At 71.9% G+C, this 16,953-nt stretch carries 18 protein-coding genes; 8 read left to right on the top strand and 10 right to left on the bottom strand.

The genetic code is table 11. The features are described 5' to 3' along the window. Positions 1–6: 6 nt before the first annotated feature. From ACIO3O_RS40800 to panB, 3 genes are all read right to left on the bottom strand, one after another. A complete protein-coding gene (locus tag ACIO3O_RS40800) occupies positions 7–864 on the bottom strand; it encodes an ABC transporter permease (RefSeq protein WP_401755420.1) in 858 nt (285 codons plus the stop codon). Further along, positions 861–1,868 (bottom strand): ATP-binding cassette domain-containing protein, encoded by a 1,008-nt coding sequence (locus ACIO3O_RS40805; RefSeq protein WP_401755423.1) that lies wholly within the window; start codon positions 1,866–1,868, stop codon positions 861–863. Before ACIO3O_RS40805 ends, ACIO3O_RS40800 begins: the two co-directional genes overlap by 4 nt. 185 nt (positions 1,869–2,053) lie before the next feature. Then, positions 2,054–2,965: a 3-methyl-2-oxobutanoate hydroxymethyltransferase gene (gene panB / locus ACIO3O_RS40810; RefSeq protein WP_401755426.1), complete on the bottom strand. Its 912-nt coding sequence runs from the start codon at positions 2,963–2,965 to the stop codon at positions 2,054–2,056. A 317-nt stretch (positions 2,966–3,282) separates the two neighbouring features. Between panB and ACIO3O_RS40815 the strand changes: the two genes are divergently transcribed. Then, positions 3,283–4,362 carry an endonuclease/exonuclease/phosphatase family protein gene (locus tag ACIO3O_RS40815; protein ID WP_401755429.1) on the top strand — a complete coding sequence of 360 codons (1,080 nt, stop codon included), beginning with the start codon at positions 3,283–3,285 and terminating at the stop codon, positions 4,360–4,362. Positions 4,363–4,427: 65 nt separating this feature from the next. Here the strand turns inward: ACIO3O_RS40815 and ACIO3O_RS40820 are convergent, their stop codons facing one another. The 4 genes from ACIO3O_RS40820 to ACIO3O_RS40835 form a co-directional block, all read right to left on the bottom strand. Then, positions 4,428–6,182 carry an NAD+ synthase gene (locus ACIO3O_RS40820; RefSeq protein ID WP_401755432.1) on the bottom strand — a complete coding sequence of 585 codons (1,755 nt, stop codon included), beginning with the start codon at positions 6,180–6,182 and terminating at the stop codon, positions 4,428–4,430. A 58-nt stretch (positions 6,183–6,240) separates the two neighbouring features. Next, the gene (locus ACIO3O_RS40825; RefSeq protein WP_401755435.1) at positions 6,241–7,188 is read right to left on the bottom strand and encodes a DUF4190 domain-containing protein; all 948 of its coding nucleotides are present in this window, start codon (positions 7,186–7,188) and stop codon (positions 6,241–6,243) included. A gap of 173 nt (positions 7,189–7,361) precedes the next feature. Then, a complete protein-coding gene (locus tag ACIO3O_RS40830) occupies positions 7,362–8,999 on the bottom strand; it encodes a multicopper oxidase family protein (protein ID WP_401755438.1) in 1,638 nt (545 codons plus the stop codon). Between the two features lie 99 nt (positions 9,000–9,098). Continuing rightward, positions 9,099–9,557 (bottom strand): hypothetical protein, encoded by a 459-nt coding sequence (locus tag ACIO3O_RS40835; protein ID WP_401755441.1) that lies wholly within the window; start codon positions 9,555–9,557, stop codon positions 9,099–9,101. A 72-nt stretch (positions 9,558–9,629) separates the two neighbouring features. Between ACIO3O_RS40835 and ACIO3O_RS40840 the strand changes: the two genes are divergently transcribed. The 3 genes from ACIO3O_RS40840 to ACIO3O_RS40850 are packed head-to-tail and all read left to right on the top strand — an operon-like array spanning position 9,630 to position 11,703. Then, positions 9,630–10,406 carry a DUF998 domain-containing protein gene (locus ACIO3O_RS40840; RefSeq protein ID WP_401755443.1) on the top strand — a complete coding sequence of 259 codons (777 nt, stop codon included), beginning with the start codon at positions 9,630–9,632 and terminating at the stop codon, positions 10,404–10,406. Further along, on the top strand, positions 10,403–11,284 hold the full coding sequence (locus ACIO3O_RS40845; RefSeq protein ID WP_401755446.1) for an alpha/beta fold hydrolase: 882 nt from the start codon (positions 10,403–10,405) through the stop codon (positions 11,282–11,284). Before ACIO3O_RS40840 ends, ACIO3O_RS40845 begins: the two co-directional genes overlap by 4 nt. Beyond that, positions 11,281–11,703, top strand: coding sequence for a DUF5990 family protein (locus ACIO3O_RS40850; RefSeq protein WP_401755449.1), 423 nt, complete (start codon positions 11,281–11,283; stop codon positions 11,701–11,703). Before ACIO3O_RS40845 ends, ACIO3O_RS40850 begins: the two co-directional genes overlap by 4 nt. Positions 11,704–11,746: 43 nt before the next feature. On the opposite strand, the gene ACIO3O_RS40855 is transcribed toward ACIO3O_RS40850, so the two are convergent. The 3 genes from ACIO3O_RS40855 to ACIO3O_RS40865 all read right to left on the bottom strand — a co-directional run bounded on the left by ACIO3O_RS40855 (position 11,747) and on the right by ACIO3O_RS40865 (position 13,579). Continuing rightward, positions 11,747–12,427 (bottom strand): DUF305 domain-containing protein, encoded by a 681-nt coding sequence (locus tag ACIO3O_RS40855; RefSeq protein ID WP_401755452.1) that lies wholly within the window; start codon positions 12,425–12,427, stop codon positions 11,747–11,749. Then, the gene (locus ACIO3O_RS40860) at positions 12,424–13,110 is read right to left on the bottom strand and encodes a DUF3105 domain-containing protein (RefSeq protein WP_401755455.1); all 687 of its coding nucleotides are present in this window, start codon (positions 13,108–13,110) and stop codon (positions 12,424–12,426) included. Before ACIO3O_RS40860 ends, ACIO3O_RS40855 begins: the two co-directional genes overlap by 4 nt. A gap of 103 nt (positions 13,111–13,213) precedes the next feature. Then, a complete protein-coding gene (locus ACIO3O_RS40865; RefSeq protein ID WP_401755458.1) occupies positions 13,214–13,579 on the bottom strand; it encodes a hypothetical protein in 366 nt (121 codons plus the stop codon). Between the two features lie 344 nt (positions 13,580–13,923). Here ACIO3O_RS40865 and ACIO3O_RS40870 point away from each other — a divergent pair, with 344 nt between their 5' ends. The 4 genes from ACIO3O_RS40870 (at position 13,924) to ACIO3O_RS40885 (ending at position 16,940) form a co-directional block, all read left to right on the top strand. Then, on the top strand, positions 13,924–14,076 hold the full coding sequence (locus ACIO3O_RS40870) for a hypothetical protein (RefSeq protein ID WP_401755461.1): 153 nt from the start codon (positions 13,924–13,926) through the stop codon (positions 14,074–14,076). A gap of 154 nt (positions 14,077–14,230) precedes the next feature. Next, a complete protein-coding gene (locus tag ACIO3O_RS40875) occupies positions 14,231–15,592 on the top strand; it encodes a glutamine synthetase family protein (protein ID WP_189821854.1) in 1,362 nt (453 codons plus the stop codon). A gap of 83 nt (positions 15,593–15,675) precedes the next feature. Further along, entirely contained in the window at positions 15,676–16,428 is a 753-nt protein-coding gene (locus ACIO3O_RS40880; protein WP_401755464.1) for an SAM-dependent methyltransferase, read from the top strand. After that, positions 16,425–16,940: a DinB family protein gene (locus tag ACIO3O_RS40885; protein WP_401755467.1), complete on the top strand. Its 516-nt coding sequence runs from the start codon at positions 16,425–16,427 to the stop codon at positions 16,938–16,940. The genes ACIO3O_RS40880 and ACIO3O_RS40885 overlap by 4 nt, the downstream gene beginning before the upstream one ends. Positions 16,941–16,953 lie beyond the last annotated feature (13 nt).

The following is a 16,953-nucleotide window of genomic DNA, read 5'->3' on the forward strand; positions in this document are numbered from 1 at the left end:
TGCCCGTCAGGTCTTGTTGCGGAACTTGCGGATCGCCAGCGGTGCGGTCGCCAGCGTGATCGCCGCCGACCAGGCCAGCACCATCCACACGTCGTGCGCGATCGGCATGTCGCCCCGGAAGAGGCCGCGCGCCGCGTCGGCGAGGTTGGACAGCGGGTTGTAGTTGGTGAAGGTCTCCAGCCAGCCCGGCATCGTGGAGGTCGGAGTGAAGATCGACGAGCCGAACTGGAGCGGCATCAGCACGATCATCGCCATGCCCTGCACGGCCTGGGCCGTCTTCACGGTGAGCCCGATCAGGATGAAGATCCACATCAGGGAGGCGCCGAACAGCAGCGAGAGACCGACCGCCGCCAGCACGTGCAGCCAGGAGGTCCCGATCGTCAGGCCCAGGATCAGGCCGACGACCAGCAGGATCGTGAAGGCGACCAGCATGCGGCCGACCTCGACGACGATCTTCGCGATGAGGACCGAGGAGCGGGCGATGGGCATCGTCCGGAAACGGTCCATGACCCCCTTCTGGAAGTCCTCGTTGACTCCGGTGCCCACCGACATCGACACGTTCATGCCCATCATGGCCATCAGGCCGGGCACCAGGTAGCTGACGTACTCGCTCTGGTTGCCCTTGCCCATCATCGCGCCGCCGAAGACGAACGTGAACAGCAGCGTGAAGACGATCGGCATGAACAGGACGTCGAACATCGACTCCGGGTCCTGCTTGATCTGGAGCGTGTTGCGCCGGGCGAGCGCGCCGATGTGGCGCAGATTGGCGCGCAGGCCGATCCGGCCCTCCGCGTTCTCGGCCACGGCGGGCCGGGTGGGGCCGCTCTGCCCGGCGTCGGGCTTCGTCAGGGTGGCCGTACTCATGCCGCTACCTCTTCCTTCGTCTCGCGGAGCGCGTCGCTCTCGCTGCTCTTCTCGCCGGTGATCGCCAGGAACACCTCGTCCAGGCTGGGCAGGTGGGTGCCGATGTCGGCGATCGCGAAGCCCTGCGCGCCCAACAGCCCGACCACGGAGGTCAGTTGCTCGTCGCTGAGGATCGGCACGTACAGCAGGCCCTCCGCGGGCAGCACCTGTGCGCCGGCCACCCCGTCCAGGCCCGCCCCGCGGACGGCGTCCGCCATCGCGGACAGCTGCGCCGGGTCCGACGGCCGGATCTGGAGCGTGCGCCCGCCGACCTTCGCCTTCAGCTCGTGGATCTTGCCCTCCGCGACGACCCGCCCCCGGTCGATCACGGTCAGCTCGCTGGCGAGCTGCTCGGCCTCCTCCATGTACTGCGTGGTGAGCAGCACGGTGACGCCCTCGCCGACCATGCGCTGGACCTCGCCCCACACCTCGTTGCGGGTGCGCGGGTCGAGACCGGTGGTCGGCTCGTCGAGGTACAGCACGGCGGGCTGCCCGATCATGGACGCCGCGAGGTCGAGCCGCCGCCGCATGCCGCCGGAGTACTGCGCGGCGGGCTTCTTGGCGGCCTCGGTGAGCGAGAACCGCTCCAGCAGGTCGTCGGACCTGCGGCGGGCGTCCTTGCGGGACAGGTCGAGCAGCCGCCCGATCATGTAGAGGTTCTCCCAGCCGGAGAGCTTCTCGTCGACCGAGGCGTACTGGCCGGTCAGCCCTATCGTGCGGCGCAGCTGGCGGGGCTGGCGGACCACGTCGTACCCGGCGACGGTCGCGGTCCCCGCGTCCGGCCGGATCAGGGTGGACAGGCATCGTACGAGCGTGGTCTTGCCCGCTCCGTTCGGCCCCAGAACCCCGAGGACGGTGCCCTCGCGGACGTTGAGATCGACTCCGTCCAGGGCTTTGGTCTCGCCGTAATGCTTGACGAGGCCTCGGACCTCGATGGCGTGTGGTGTGTTGTCGTGTCGCGTCATGTCCCACAGTGGAGCACCCGCCACTGACAATCGGCCGACAGCCTGTGCACAGCCCGTGCGGCCCACCGACAAACCACCGACAGCACCACCGACAGAACCGCCCCCGGACACGCCGACGGCCCACCGAGGGGGAAGGCGGTGGGCCGTCGTCTGCGCGACAGTGGTTCAGAGGGGCCTGGCAGGGCCTAGTGGAAGGTGTGCTCCTCGCGCGGGAAGGCCCCGCCCGCGACCTCCTCGGCGAACGCCTTGGCGGCGTCCCCCAGGGTCTGCCGCAAGTTCGCGTACTGCTTCGTGAAGCGCGGCACCTTCCCGCCGGTCAGCCCCACCATGTCGGTGTAGACCAGCACCTGCGCGTCGGTGTCCGGGCCCGCCCCGATCCCGATCGTGGGGATCGACAGGCTCCGGGTGACCTCCGCCGCCAGCTCCGCCGGAACCAGCTCCAGCACCAGCGCGAACGCCCCCGCGTTCTCCGCGGCCTTCGCGTCCCGCAGCAGCTGGTGCGCGGCCTCGTCGCCCCGCCCCTGCACCCGGTACCCGAGCGTGTTCACCGACTGGGGCGTGAGCCCCAGGTGCGACATCACCGGAATCCCGGAGGCCACCAGCAGCTCGGTCTGCGGCAGCGACCGCTCGCCGCCCTCCAGCTTGACGGCGCCGACCCCGGACTCCTTGATCAGCCGGGTGGCGTTGCGCAGGGCCTGTACGGGCCCTTCCTGGTACGACCCGAACGGCAGGTCGGCGACGACCATCGCGCGCCGGGTCCCCCGGACGACGGCCGCCGACAGGAAGGCCATCTCGTCCATGGTGACCGGCACGGTCGTCTCGTACCCGAGGTGGCAGTTGCCCATCGAGTCGCCGACGAGCAGCACCGGTACCCCGGCCTCGTCGAACACGGACGCCGTCATGGCGTCGTACGCGGTGAGCATGGGCCACTTCTCGCCGCGCTGCTTGGCGGCGGCGATCTGGTGGACGGTGATCCGGCGCGTGCCGGTCCCGCCGTACAGGGCCTTCGGGTCGGCCTGGGCGGGGGTGGGCCCCTGGGGGGCGGAATCGGGGGTGCGCCCCTCGGGGGCGGAATTCTGGGCAGCCTGAAGCGTCATGGCTGGTACGGCTCCTTCGTCATCTCGAAGCGCCCTTACGGCGTCTCCGGACCGCGTCCATGGTGGCATCCCGTGCCGCCTCGCGGGAAGTGCGCGGTCACAAGACGCTCCCCACCTGCCCTTTTATGCGCGTTTCGTCACAGCCACGCATTCCGGGCCCACCTGCGGAACTGCCCACAGGACCCCGTCGTCCTTCCCGCAGTACGCCCGACGCGGATGGCGGCGGAGCTGCGTCCCGGGGTCATCGCCTAGGGTCAAGGGCGGGGCGGGGACGGCGTACGAGCAAGGCAAGCGGGCAAGGCAGTGAGGACAGCGGAATGGCGCAGGCGTACAGGCCGGACACCGGTAACCACGGACCGGAGCCCGATCCCTCCGAGCCCTTCACGACCCCCGGAACCCCCCGTACCCCCAGCACTCCCGGCGCCGCCCGCTCGCCCCTGCGCCGCTTCGCCGACGGCTGGCGCGGCGACCGCCGGATCTGGCGGCGCGGAATCGTCCTCGCCGTGCTCGGCCTGCTGCTCACGGTCGTCATGGTCTTCCACGCGGAGATCCCCAACACGGTCGGCAACCTCGGCAGCCTCACCGAGACCTTCTTGCCGTGGTTCGGCCTCGGCATCCCGCTGCTGCTGATCCTGGCCCTGATGCGCCGCTCCGCGCTGGCGCTGGTCGTGCTGATCCTCCCGGCGGTCGTCTGGCTCAACCTCTTCGCGGGCCTGTACACCGACAAGTCGACCCCGGGCGGCGACCTCACCGTCGCCACCCACAATGTGAACGCCGAGAACAACGACCCCGCCGGAACCGTCGCCACCCTCGCCGCGTCCGGCGCCGACGTCGTGGCCCTGGAGGAGATCGCGGGCGACAACCTCGCCGGGTACGAGAAGGCGATGGCCGCCGCCTCCTACCGGCACCACACGGTGCAGGGCACGGTCGGCCTGTGGAGCAAGTACCCCCTCACCGACGTGCGCAAGGTCGACATCCGGCTCGGCTGGGCCCGCGCCCTGCGCGCCACGGTCGCCACCCCCCAGGGCGAGGTCGCGGTGTACGTCGCCCACATGCCGTCGGTACGGGTCAAGCTCAACGCGGGCTTCACCGCCGGGCAGCGCGACGCCAGCGCCGACGCCCTCGGCGAGGCCATCGCCCGTGAGCCGCTGCGCCGCGTCGTCCTGCTCGGCGACCTCAACGGCACCATGAACGACCGCGCCCTCAACGGCATCACCGCCCAGATGCGCTCCACCCAGGGCGCGGCGGGCGACGGCTTCGGCTTCAGCTGGCCGGCCGCGTTCCCGATGGCGCGCATCGACCAGATCATGGTCAAGGGCGTCGAGCCGACGTCCTCCTGGACACTGCCGCGCACCGCGAGCGACCACCTGCCGATCGCAGCCAGGGTGAAGTTCTAGCCGTACGCACGGGGAAGGGGCCGCCCGCATGCAGCGCGGGCGGCGCCTTTCCCGTACCGCAGTACTTACTGCGCCCCCTCGCGCCACCTGTTGGTGACCGGCAGCCTGCGGTCCTTGCCGAAGCCCTTGGGGGAGATCTTGGTCCCCGGCGGGTACTGGCGGCGCTTGTACTCCGCCGTGTCGACCATCCGCAGCGTCCGCGCGACGAGCTCCCGCTCGAAGCCCTGCGCGACGATCGCCTCCAGGCCCTGGTCCCGGTCGACGTACAGCTCCAGAATCCGGTCGAGGACGTCGTAGTCGGGCAGCGAGTCGGTGTCGACCTGGCCGGGGCGCAGCTCCGCGCTCGGCGGCTTGGAGATCGAGTTCTCCGGGATCGGCGGGGTCTGGCCGCGTTCCTCGGCGGCCTTGTTGCGCCAGCGGGCGAGGGCGAAGATCCAGGTCTTGTAGACGTCCTTGACCGGCCCGTAGGCGCCCACCGAGTCGCCGTACAGGGTCGAATAGCCCACCGCCAACTCGGACTTGTTGCCGGGGGCCAGCACCAGGTGGCCCTCCTGGTTGGAGAGCCCCATCAGGGTGGTGCCGCGCAGCCGGGACTGGAGGTTCTCCTCGGCGAGCCCGGTCAGGCCCAGCGCCGCCGTGTACGCGTCGAACATCGGGGCGATCTCGACGGTGCGGAGGTTCAGGCCGGTCCGGCGGGCCAGTTCGGCGGCGTCGTCCCGCGAGTGCTGGGAGCTGTACTTCGACGGCATGGAGACGCCGTACACGTGCTGCGCGCCCACCGCGTCGCAGGCGATCGCGGCGACCAGGGCGGAGTCGATGCCGCCGGAGAGGCCGATCAGGACCGAGCGGAAACCGTTCTTCGCGAGGTACGCGCGCAGGCCCACCACCAGCGCCGTGTAGATCTCCTCGGTGTCCTCCAGGCGCTCCGCGTACCCTCCGGCCAGCTCGGCGTCGTACGGGGCGAGCGGCTCGGCCCGGAGCACCACGCGGTCCACCCGCAGCCCGTCGTCCACGACCCCGGTGACCGGGTCGGTCGAGGCGGCGGGCAGGTCCAGGTCGAGCAGCATGCAGCCCTCGCTGAACTGCGGGGCCCGGGCGATCACCTCGCCGTCCCTGTCGCAGACGATCGAGTCGCCGTCGTAGACCAGCTCGTCCTGGCCGCCGATCATCGCGACGTACGCGGTGGTGCAGCCCGCCTCGCGGGCCCGCCTGCGCACCAGGTCGAGGCGGGTGTCGTCCTTGTCCACCTCGTACGGCGAGGCGTTGACCGACAGCAGCAGCCCGGCCCCGGCCGTCCTGGCGGCGGGCACCCGGCCGCCGTCCTGCCAGAGGTCCTCGCAGATTGCGAGGGCGACGTCGACGCCGTGCACGCGCACCACCGGCAGGGTCTCGCCCGGCACGAAGTACCGGAACTCGTCGAACACCCCGTAGTTGGGCAGGTGGTGCTTGGCGAAGGACAGCGCCACCTCGCCCCCGTACAGCACGGCGGCGGCGTTCTGAGGCGCCCCGGCGGGCTGGCCGTACCGGGCGGCCCGCTCGGACCGGTCCAGGTACCCGACGACCACCGGAACCTCCCCGAACCCCTCCACCTCCAGCCGCACCGCGAGCGCGCGCACGGCCTCGCGGGAGGCCTCGACGAACGAGGAGCGCAGGGCGAGGTCCTCGACCGGATAGCCGGTGAGGGCCATCTCCGGGAAGGCGACCAGGTGCGCGCCCTGCTCGGCGGCGTGCCGGGTCCAGTGGACGATCGCCTCGGCGTTGCCGGTGAGATCGCCGACGGTGGAGTCGATCTGGCTGAGGGCGAGGCGTAGTTGAGGCACGCACGCCACTCTAATCGTCTACTTGACGCGATGTCCCGGGAAGGGCTGGCGGAAGGCCCTATGCGGTGGGGCCGGTCCAGGTCACGTCCTCCATGACGGCCAGGTCCGGGTTGAAGATGACCTCCAGCGAGCCGGTCGCACCCTCCGGCATGGCGTACGCGGTCTTGCCGACCTTCTTCGTGCCCGGGCCGACCTTGCCGGAGATGATCTCCTGGCGGCCGCTGCCGTCGATCACCAGATCCGCGTCGTTGCCCTGCGCGTCGGTCACCTGGGGGAGGCTGGTCTTGAAGTCGATCGGCTCGGGGCTGCCGTTGACCACCGTCACGACGACCTGGAGAGCCTTCTTGCCCTTGGTGTCCTTGATCGAGACGTTGTAGTCGTCGAAGGCGTACGGGACCGGCTTGGCGACCGTGACCTTGAGCCCGCTCGGGTAGGTGTACGTTTCGCCGAACTTCAGGTGCCGGGCCTTCTCCGCGGCCTGCTTCTCGGCCGCCTTCTTCGACCGGGCGTCGGCGGCTTCCCGACTCTCGGGCGCCTCCACCTGGAGGACTCGGTCGTGCCCGTCGGCGCCCTTCTTGACCATGAAGACGGTGATGAAGCCGCCGCCCACCGCGAGGAGCACGCCGAGCACGCCGAGGACCAGGCCGCTCACTGCCAGGCCCTTGCTGTCCGAGGTGCCCCTCTTGACCTGGCCGAGGCCGACGAGGCCGAAGATCACGGCCAGTACCGCGGGCAGCCAGCTCAGCCAGAAGAACAGGATGAGGAAGCCCGCCAGGAAGCCGACGACGCCGAGCACCAGGGAGGCGATGCTCATGCCGTTCTTCGGGCGCTCCGGCGGCGGGGCGTAGCCGCCGAAGGGGTACGGGGTCTGCGGTCCGTATCCGTAGCCCGGGCCCGGTGCGTGCGGGGCGGGAGGCGGGTCGCCGATCCGGGTCTGCTGGTCCGCTGCGCCCTCCTGCGGCGGGGCCCAGGGGTTCGGCTCGAAGGGGGAGGGGGGCTGGCTCATGCGCGGGTCCTCGGAGGGCGGGGCGAATGCGAGTTCGATATCGCGGGCTCCGGCGAGCCTAACAGCGCCTTCACTTCGTCCTTACGTCTGCTGGGGGCCCGGTACTCCCGGGGAGAGGGGGGACTCCCGGGGCGGGGTTGCTCACCCCCACCCCGGGCCTCACCCGCCCCCGCTCAGCGCCGGTAGCCCAGCACCGTCATCATCCCGGCCTCCGCGTGGTACACGTTGTGGCAGTGCACCATCCACAGGCCCGGATTGTCCGCGTCGAAGTCCACGGTCAGCCGCCCGTTCGGCAGCACGATCGCGGTGTCCTTGCGGGCGCCGCCCGCCGCGGCCCCGAGCGCGAAGGTGTGCCCGTGCAGGTGCACCGGGTGCCACATCGCCGTCGCGTTGGCGACCTCCAGCCGCACCCGCTCGCCCGCCCGCACCGGGTGCCGCTGATCGGGGGTGTACGGCTTCCCGTCGAAGGCCCAGTCGTACTTCGCCATCCCGCCGGTCAGCCGGAGCCGGATCGTCCGGTCCGGCGCGCGCGACGGCAGGGCCGCCGACTTCGTGGCCCGCAGCCGCTCGGCCGTCACCAGCTTCCCGGTCAGCTCCCTGGGCCGTACGTCGGCGGAGGGCGCGGCCCCGCCGCCGGTCCGCAGCAGCGCGAGCCCCGACGCCTTCTTGCCCTCCGCGACCGCCGTCAGCGGGAACACCCCGTCCTTCGCGGTCACCAGCACGTCGTACCGCTCGCCCATCCCCAGCAGCAGCGCGTCCGTCGTGGCGTGCTCGACCGGGAAGCCGTCGGTGTGCGTCACCGTCATCCGGTGCCCGCCGAGCGCGACCCGGAAGGCGGTGTCACCGCCCGCATTCACGATCCGCAGCCTGATCCGCTCGCCGGGCCTGGCGCGGTACGTCGAGGGGTCGGCCGGGACGCGCCCGTTGACCAGGTAGTACGGGTAGGCGACGTCGCCCGCGTCGGCGCCCAGCAGCTCGCTGGTGGCGCCCATCAGCATGCGGGAGGGGCCCTTGGGGGCATCGGTGGGGGCGGGCATGCCGTGGCCCTCGTGACCGCCACCGGTGCCGGTGCCTCCGCCGTGGTCCATGCCACCGGTGCCGGTGCTCCCGCCGTGGTCCATGCCGCCCATGCCCTTGCTGAGCTCGGCCAGCACCGCGTCCGGGGTGGAGCCCGCCACCCCGTCCACCCAGTCGTCCAGCACCACGACCCACTCCCGGTCGTACGCCAGGGGCTCCTTCGGGTCCTCGACGATCAGCGGCGCGTACAGCCCCCGGTCCTGCTGCACGCCGGAGTGCGGGTGGAACCAGTACGTCCCCGGGTGCGGGACCTTGAAGCGGTACGTGAACTCCGCGCCCGGCGCGACGTCCCGCTGCGTGAGCCCCGGTACGCCGTCCATGTCGTTGCGCAGGGCGAGGCCGTGCCAGTGCAGGGAGGTGGCGGCGGGGAGGTGGTTGGCGAGGGTCAGCGCGAGGGTGTCGCCCGCCGTCACCCGCACCTCCTTGCCGGGCAGGGCGTCCCCGTACGCCCATGACTTCACGGTGACGCCGCCGCCCAGGTCGAGCGGGCCGGGCGTGGCGGTGAGCCTGACGGTGCGGGTGGGGCCGTCGCCCCGGGCGGCCTCGGCGGCGGCGACCTCCTTGTCGTACGGGGAGACGTAGCCCCGGGGGGCGGGCGGCGGGGTGGACCCGCCGTGGCCCGCGCCCGCGTGCCCGGTGGCGTCGCCGGACGAACATGCGGTCAGGAAACCGGCGCCGGTGGCGGCGGCGATGCCCGCGCCCAGCACGGAACGGCGCGTGTGATGCGTACGCATGACGAAGTACCTCGTGTGTCTGTCGGTGTGTGCCCGGCTCCCGTGGGCCGCGCGGGCGCGCGGGAGCGGCGGAGGGACGAAGCGGGGAGGGGGCCGCTTCTAGATCCGCAGGACCGACAGACGGGCGAGCGCCACGCGCAGGCGTGGCGGATGGGGCCACAGGGAGCGCAACAGGCCACTGTCGCGCACCGGTTCGGCCCACCCTTGCGGGCGTCGCGACAGTGCGAGCGCGCACAGGAGCGCGATGCCCCACACCGTCAGGACGGCGAGACACACGGACATGGGGTCCATGCCGTGCACGGGGGGCTCGGAGGTCGTCGCAAGGGTGCTCGCGGAGGCGGGCACAAGGGTGCTCGTGGAGGCGGTCGCACGGGCGCTTGCTGTCGCCTCTTTGTGGTGGGGCGCGCCGGACCCCGGGTGATGCACCGTCACGGAGGCCGTGTCCCCGTGCTCCTCGGCCGGATGTCCCAGCGTGTGCATCGTGACGATGCCGAACAGGAGCACGGCGAGCAGCAGCAGCCGCCCGCCCCACGTTTCCCGCCCGCGCCTCGTCGTCACGCCACGCACCTTACCCCCGGCGGGTATTGCTCACGGAGGAGGCGGGAGGGCCGAATTAGCATCTATCGCACTATGTCCAGATTCGACGTCAACTCTGCGCCCACACCCCCTGACTCCACACCCCCCGACTCCACACCCCCCGGCTCCAGGCCCTCGCCCTCCGGCTCCACGCCTCCGCCCTCCGACTCCTCCCGCCCGATTTCCCTGCTCCTCGGCCTCGGCGCGGCCGCGTACACCGCGTGGGTGGTCGAGGTCCTCGTGTGGACCGGCCTGAACCCCATCAACACGTACGTCAGTGAACTGGCCGCCGCCGACCAGCCGTTGGGAGGCGTCTTCCGCGCCACCGACCTGGCGGCCGGCACGCTGCTGTTCCTCGGCGCGCTCTGGGCCCTGCTGCGCACCCCGCGCCGCCCCTGGCTCGTCACCGGCTGGTCGGGACTGGTCCTCTTCGGCGCGGCCACCGTCGCCGACTCCCGGCTGCCGCTGAGCTGCGCGCCGACCGTCGACCCGGTGTGCGCCGCCCGGGAGACCGCCGGGCTCGTCCCCGCCACCCACGCGGCGCACGCCTGGAGCAGCAGCCTGGCGATGGTGGGCGCGCTCGCCGGGGTCGTCGCGCTCACCGTCGCCGCCCGCCGGTACCGGCAGTGGACGCCGCTGCTGCGGCGCGGCCCGCTGCTGGCCGGTCTCGTCCTGGCCGCCACCGCCTGGACCCTGACCTCCGTCGCCCTCTTCCAGGCGGGCCGGGGCACCTGGGCGCTGGGCGCCGGGCAGCGGCTCCAGGTGCTGCTGGTGGCGATCTGGCTGGCGGTTCTCGCGTACTCGGTCCGGCGCGAGAAGCTGTCCCCATGACGATCACGGGAGAGTTCGTACGGATCGCGGGGGTGCCCCACCACGTGGTGGTGGAGGGCAGCGGCCCGGTGTGCGTGCTGAGCGCGGGGCTGGCGATGAGCTGGTACGACTGGGAGCCGGTCGTGCCGCTGCTCGCGCCGCACCGCACGGTGGTGCGCTTCGACCGGCCGGGCCACGGGCTCTCGGGCCCGGCGCCGGTGCCTCCGACGGCGGCGGGGGAGGCGCACCGGATCGTGGCACTGCTGGACGCGCTGGGACTGCGTAACCCTGTCACCGTCGTCGGACACTCCATCGCCGGATTCCACGCGGAGGCCTTCGCCCGGCTGCACCCGGAGCGGGCGGCGGGCGTCGTCCTGGTGGACTCCAGCGCGGAGCCCCACGCGCGCGTGCCCGCGGCTCCCGCCGTACGGACCGGCGCGACGCGCGCACTGGGCACGGCGCTGGCCGCGGCCGGACTGCCCGCGCTGCTGGGCCCCGCCGTCCGCCGCGCGGTCGTACGGGCCTCCCGCGCCCGGCACGCCCACGACCCGGCGCCCACCCCGCTGGTGCGCCGCACCTACCGGACGGTCCGGGTGCTGCGCGGCACCCTGCTGGAGAACAGTTCCTACCGGGCGGTCGCCGCCGAACTCCTCGCCCTGCGCACCACGCACCCGCTCGCCGCGACCCTGCCGGTGACGGTGCTCGCCGCGTACGACGGCCGTGCCACGCTCTCCGCCCTCCACTGGCTGGACCTCCAGCGCGACCTGGCCGACGCGCTGGCCGCACGCTTCGAGATCGTCCCCGGGGCCGGGCACCTGCTGATGCTGGACCGACCCGAACGGGTCGCGGAAGCGGTCCTCTGCCAGATGTCAGACCCGCGTGCTCTGATGAACCCATGACGGACACGACGGAGCTGAAGCTGAGACTCATCGGGGACGACCTGCCGGGCGCGGACTGCGGCGAGTTCCGGAACGTGCACGTGGCGGTGCAGCGCAAGAAGGACCCGGAGGGCCTGGTGCGCGGGGACGCGGCCGAGGCGGTCTGGGACCTCACGCTGGACGTCCTGCCCGGCCCGGACTTCCGCGGCCCGTACGTCCACGGCCGCCCGGGGGAGCGGTTCCTCTACCTGACGTGGGGCGAGGTGGGCCCGGACGGCACCTTCGCGATGTTCCGCCGCGCCAAGATCTTCTGCGCGGACATCCCGGCGGAGCTGGTCGCCCGGGGGCGGGCGGAGGGCCGCATGCCGTCCCTGACGGACCCCAAGGGCATGCCCCTGTGCGCGGCGATCCGCCCCCCGACCACCATCACCTGGAGCTAACCGCCCCGGGCCTGAGGTGCCGTCAGCCGGGAGCGCCCCCCGGCTACTGCCCCCGCTCCCGCAGCATCCCCTCCATCAGCTCCACCTCCGCCTGCTGCGCGTCCACCATCCCCTGTGCCAGGTCCTTCTCCACCGGCACCGAGCACAGCCGCACGCACCCCCGGGCCATCTCCACCCCGCCCTTGTGGTGCGCGATCATCAACGTCAGGTACCGCACCTCGGCCGCCCGCCCCGAAGCCCTGCCCAGGTCGGCGAGTTGGGCCCGGGTGGCCATCCCCGGCATCAGTCCCTCGGGGTTCTGCGCGTGTCCCGCGTGCCCCATCCACCCCATCGGTGCGGTGCCCGTCTTCGGCAGCCCCCACAGGTCCAGCCAGCCCAGCATCATGCCCCGCTGGTTGGCCTGCGTGTTGGCGATGTCGTACGCGAGACGCCGTACGTCCGCGTCCTTCGTCCGGTCCCTGACCAGGAACGACATCTCCACCGCCTGCTGGTGGTGCGCCGCCATGTCCCGGGCGAACCCGGCGTCCGCCGAGTCCCCCCGAGGCCCGCCGGGCACCCCCGGCCCGGCCCCGGACGACGCGGCCTCCGACGGCGCGGACACTCCGGACCCCCCGGACACTCCGGAAGACGACGTCATCGCCGCCCGCGTCACCGTCACCGTCCCGGCCACCACCAGCAGCGCGAACACCACCGCCCCGACGGCCTGCCACGCCGTACGGCTCACCCCATGCCCCCGCCCAGCACCGGCGCGCCCGCCGCGTCCAGCGTCACGCCGTTCGAGCAGGCCGCGCCCGGCTCCGGGGTCTGCTTGCCCATCACGTACCGGGTGAAGAACTGGTCGACCCGCGGGTCGTCCGCCCCGTCGACGGTGACCTGCTTGCCCCACGCGCTCAGCATGATCGCCCCGGACTGCTCCTGCACCGGGCTCATCAGCGAGTACTGCGTCTTCTTGACCTTCGCCGCCAGCTTGTCGACATCGCCCTTGGCGGCCTTGTCGTTGTACGTCACCCACACCGCGCCGTGCTCCAGCGAGTGCACCGCGTGCTTGGCCGGGACCGGCTTCGGATAGACGTCGCCCTGGCAGTTCATCCACGCCTGGTGGTGGTCGCCGCCCACCGGCGGGGTCATCGGGTACGTGACCTCCTTGGCCACGTGGGTACGGCCCAGCTTCTTCGCGTCCCAGACCTTCTCGTCCTTGATCGGGGCGTTCGCCGCCGCGATCTCGGCGTCCTTCTTGTCGGACTCCTTGCCGAAGACGTACACCCCGAAGCCGATCACCCCGGCGAGGACGGCCCCGCCGACGCCGAACGCGATGATCTTGTTGCGGCGGTCGCGGGTCTTCTCGGCGCGCCGCATCTCCTCTATTCGGGCCTTGCGGGAACTGCTGGGGGACGAGGTGGCGGTCATGGCTGGTCTTCCTTCTCTGAAACTTCTCTGAAAGGGGAGTTGTGGTGTGTACGGAGACGATCCGCAGCCGGGAACGGGCGCGCCGAAGCCCGCCCTCGGCCTCCTACCTCCGCAGCACGCCCAGCACATGCGCCCCCGGCGCCCGGGCCCGCACCTCGCCCGACCGCCGCACCCTCGGCCTCTCGTCACCGCCCGCGTGCCGCACCGCGAGCACGGCGGTGCCCGGGGCGGAATCCTGCGGCGGGGCGGTCAGCACGGCGGGCGACAGGTGCGGAAACACCCCGCAGCCCTCCTGCTCGTACGGGCAGTTGTACGCGGCCCCGGCCACCCCGGCGGTGACGCGGTGCGAATCCCTTCCCTCCCCGCCACCCCCGACGGGCCCCAGACAGGCGAGCAGAGCCCCGAGCAGTGCCGCGGCAGCACACAAAAGCGCCACACCCCGCCGCACCCCGCCCTCGGTCCGCCACACGCCGCCCGCACCGGACCGCGCGCGCCGGACGGGACCTGCGCCGGACCGTGTGCGCCGGACGGACCCTGCGCCGCATCGTGCGTGCCGGACGATGTCCGCGCCGCCCCGCGCGCGAGGCACGATGCCCACGAGGAGCCGCCCACGCCGTACGACGCCTGCGCCGCCCCGCACCCGCCCCACGGCGCGCACGCCGCGCCGCGCAGCGCCCCGCGCGTGACGCACGGTGCCTGCGATACGGATGTGCCGGGCTCCCCTCATGGCCCGAGATGCTAATCGCCCCCTCGCCCCACGTCCCGCTTTCCTCCGCACCAACTCACCCGCCCCCGGCCCCCCTTGCCCCCGACATGCCGGTCGCGTCCCCCACGTACGCCACCGACCGGCCCCACGACCGCCTCGCCCCGCACACCCTCCGCGACACCGCCCAGAACGCATGCGTCGCCCTCCTCCCCGCCGCCGCCCTGCTGCGTACGGTGTACGTGGTGATCCGTACACCGTGATCCCGGGCGTGAGCCGCGAACTTTCCCCGGTTCTTTCCCCGGCGGGAGGGGCACTGCGCAACCTGCGCGAAACCGTGTGGTGGGATGCTGGAAGCCCCGAGTGTGTCCCGAGGCGCGGGAGCAGGCGGCCTGACCAGCAAGGATGGAAGTGAAAATGGACAAGCAGCAGGAATTCGTGCTCCGTACCCTGGAGGAGCGTGACATCCGCTTCGTGCGCCTGTGGTTCACCGATGTGCTCGGCTTCCTGAAATCGGTCGCGGTGGCCCCGGCCGAGCTGGAGCAGGCCTTCGACGAGGGCATCGGCTTCGACGGCTCCGCCATCGAGGGCTTCGCCCGGGTCTACGAGTCCGACATGATCGCCAAGCCGGACCCCAGCACCTTCCAGATCCTCCCGTGGCGCGCGGAGGCCCCCGGCACCGCCCGCATGTTCTGCGACATCCTGATGCCGGACGGCTCGCCGTCCTTCGCCGACCCGCGTTACGTCCTCAAGCGCATCCTGAACAAGACCTCCGACCTCGGCTTCACCTTCTACACCCACCCCGAGATCGAGTTCTTCCTGCTCAAGGACAAGCCGCTCGACGGGTCGAAGCCGGTTCCGGCCGACAACTCCGGGTACTTCGACCACACCCCGCAGAACGTCGGCATGGACTTCCGCCGCCAGGCCATCACCATGCTGGAGTCGATGGGCATCTCGGTCGAGTTCAGCCATCACGAGGGTGCGCCGGGGCAGCAGGAGATCGACCTGCGGTACGCCGACGCGCTCTCCACGGCCGACAACATCATGACCTTCCGCCTGGTCATGAAGCAGGTGGCCCTCGAACAGGGCGTGCAGGCGACCTTCATGCCGAAGCCGTTCAGCGAGTTCCCGGGCTCGGGCATGCACACCCATCTCTCGCTCTTCGAGGGGGACAGGAACGCCTTCTACGAGTCGGGGGCGGAGTACCAACTGTCCAAGGTGGGACGGTCGTTCATCGCGGGCCTGCTCAAGCACGCCGCCGAGATCTCCGCCGTGACCAACCAGTGGGTCAACTCGTACAAGAGGATCTGGGGCGGTTCCGCGCGCACGGCGGGTTCGGGCGGCGAGGCCCCCTCGTACATCTGCTGGGGGCACAACAACCGTTCCGCCCTCATCCGCGTCCCCATGTACAAGCCCGGCAAGACGGGCTCCTCGCGGGTCGAGGTCCGCTCGATCGACTCGGGTGCGAACCCGTACCTGACGTACGCGGTGCTGCTGGCCGCCGGTCTCAAGGGGATCGAGGAGGGGTACGAACTCCCGCCGGGCGCCGACGACGACGTCTGGGCGCTGTCCGACGCCGAGCGCCGCGCCATGGGCATCGAGCCGCTGCCGCAGAACCTCGGCGAGGCGATCGCGCTCATGGAGCGCAGCGAGCTGGTCGCCGAGACGCTGGGCGAGCACGTCTTCGACTTCTTCCTGCGGAACAAGAAGCAGGAGTGGGAGGAGTACCGCAGCGAGGTCACGGCGTTTGAGCTGCGGAAGAACTTGCCCGTGCTGTAGAGGGACGGATCAACGTCGGCGTCCGTCGCACCTGTTGGGGATAAGTGGGTGCGGCGGGCGGGCGCGGGTGAGACCCTGCGCGGATGGATCGTTCACTCAAGTCACAGCTGGCACACGTGCTCCACCCCATCGCGGCGCCGCTCGACGACTCGGCCGTACGCAGGGTGCTCGACCGCGCGGTCGTGCGCGACGGGGCGCGCCTTCTCGACCTCGGCTGCGGCCAGGCGGAATGGCTGATCAGGGCGCTGGAGGCGAACCCCGGGGCGACCGCCGTCGGGGTCGACATCGCGGCGAACGCCCTGGAGGAGGCGCGGGCGCAGGCCGTGGCGCGCGGGGTGGGGGACCGGCTGGAGCTGCATGCCGGTGATGCCGCCAACGCGACCTTGGGCGGGGCCTTCGACGTCGTCCTGAGTGTCGGCGCCACGCACGCCTTCGGTGGGGTGCTGGGCACGCTGGCCGCCGCCCGCCAGCACCTCGCGCCCGGCGGTGCGGTGGTCATCGGTGACGCGTACTGGCTGAGCGAGCCGACCGCCGAGGCCGTCGAGATGCTCGGCGAGTACGAGGACCTGGCGACGACGGTGGAGAACATCGCCGCCGACGGGTGGGTTCCCGTGTACGGGCACCTCAGCACGCGGCACGAGCTCGACGACTACGAGTGGCACTGGACGGGCTCGCTCGCGGAGTGGGCGGTGAACCATCCGGAGCACCCGGACGCGGCGGAGGCCCTGGAGGCGTCCGCCGTGCACCGCACCGAGTGGCTGCGCGTGTACCGGGACAGTTTTGGGTTCCACACGCTCGTGCTGCGGTCGACGAAGGAATCAGAGGGTTCGCGATGAACGCTGGGACCGACCGCCCCGAGCCGCCCCTGCGGGGCGACGAGCGGGAGACGTTGCGTACGTTTCTCGACTTCCACCGGGCCACCCTCGCCATGAAGTGCGAGGGGCTGACGGACGAGCAGCTCAGGACGCAGTCCATGCCGCCGTCGACGCTGTCGCTGCTGGGCCTCGTACGGCACATGGCGGAGGTCGAGCGGACCTGGTTCCGGCGGGTCGTCGCGGGGGAGGCCGATCTTCCCTTCGTCTGGTCCGAGAAGCAGGACTACCAGGAGGCGTACGACGCCACGGGCGCGACCCGGGCGGAGGCGTTCGCGGCCTGGGAGGCGGAGGTCGAGCAGGCGCGGCGCATCGAGCGGGAGGCGGAGTCGCTGGAGGTGACGGGGTATCAGGCGCGCTGGGGCGAGGACGTGTCGTTGCGGCTCGTCATGCTTCATCTGATCCACGAGTACGCCCGTCACAACGGGCATGCGGATCTCCTCCGGGAGGGGATTGACGGGGTGGTGGGGGCGTAGGGCTTCTTGCCAG

Origin of the sequence: Streptomyces sp. NPDC087440 (assembly GCF_044744005.1) — a bacterium.
In the GTDB taxonomy this organism is placed as follows: Bacteria; Actinomycetota; Actinomycetes; order Streptomycetales; family Streptomycetaceae; genus Streptomyces.

Bases quoted from the DNA above. Each gene is read 5' to 3' on its own strand.
- ACIO3O_RS40800 (WP_401755420.1), bottom strand. From the start codon at position 864: ATGAGTACGGCCACCCTGACGAAGCCCGACGCCGGGCAGAGCGGCCCC.
- ACIO3O_RS40805 (WP_401755423.1), bottom strand. From the start codon at position 1,868: ATGACGCGACACGACAACACACCACACGCCATCGAGGTCCGAGGCCTC.
- panB (WP_401755426.1), bottom strand. From the start codon at position 2,965: ATGACGCTTCAGGCTGCCCAGAATTCCGCCCCCGAGGGGCGCACCCCC.
- ACIO3O_RS40815 (WP_401755429.1), top strand. From the start codon at position 3,283: ATGGCGCAGGCGTACAGGCCGGACACCGGTAACCACGGACCGGAGCCC.
- ACIO3O_RS40825 (WP_401755435.1), bottom strand. From the start codon at position 7,188: ATGAGCCAGCCCCCCTCCCCCTTCGAGCCGAACCCCTGGGCCCCGCCG.
- ACIO3O_RS40830 (WP_401755438.1), bottom strand. From the start codon at position 8,999: ATGCGTACGCATCACACGCGCCGTTCCGTGCTGGGCGCGGGCATCGCC.
- ACIO3O_RS40840 (WP_401755443.1), top strand. From the start codon at position 9,630: ATGTCCAGATTCGACGTCAACTCTGCGCCCACACCCCCTGACTCCACA.
- ACIO3O_RS40845 (WP_401755446.1), top strand. From the start codon at position 10,403: ATGACGATCACGGGAGAGTTCGTACGGATCGCGGGGGTGCCCCACCAC.
- ACIO3O_RS40850 (WP_401755449.1), top strand. From the start codon at position 11,281: ATGACGGACACGACGGAGCTGAAGCTGAGACTCATCGGGGACGACCTG.
- ACIO3O_RS40860 (WP_401755455.1), bottom strand. From the start codon at position 13,110: ATGACCGCCACCTCGTCCCCCAGCAGTTCCCGCAAGGCCCGAATAGAG.
- ACIO3O_RS40870 (WP_401755461.1), top strand. From the start codon at position 13,924: ATGCCGGTCGCGTCCCCCACGTACGCCACCGACCGGCCCCACGACCGC.
- ACIO3O_RS40875 (WP_189821854.1), top strand. From the start codon at position 14,231: ATGGACAAGCAGCAGGAATTCGTGCTCCGTACCCTGGAGGAGCGTGAC.
- ACIO3O_RS40880 (WP_401755464.1), top strand. From the start codon at position 15,676: ATGGATCGTTCACTCAAGTCACAGCTGGCACACGTGCTCCACCCCATC.
- ACIO3O_RS40885 (WP_401755467.1), top strand. From the start codon at position 16,425: ATGAACGCTGGGACCGACCGCCCCGAGCCGCCCCTGCGGGGCGACGAG.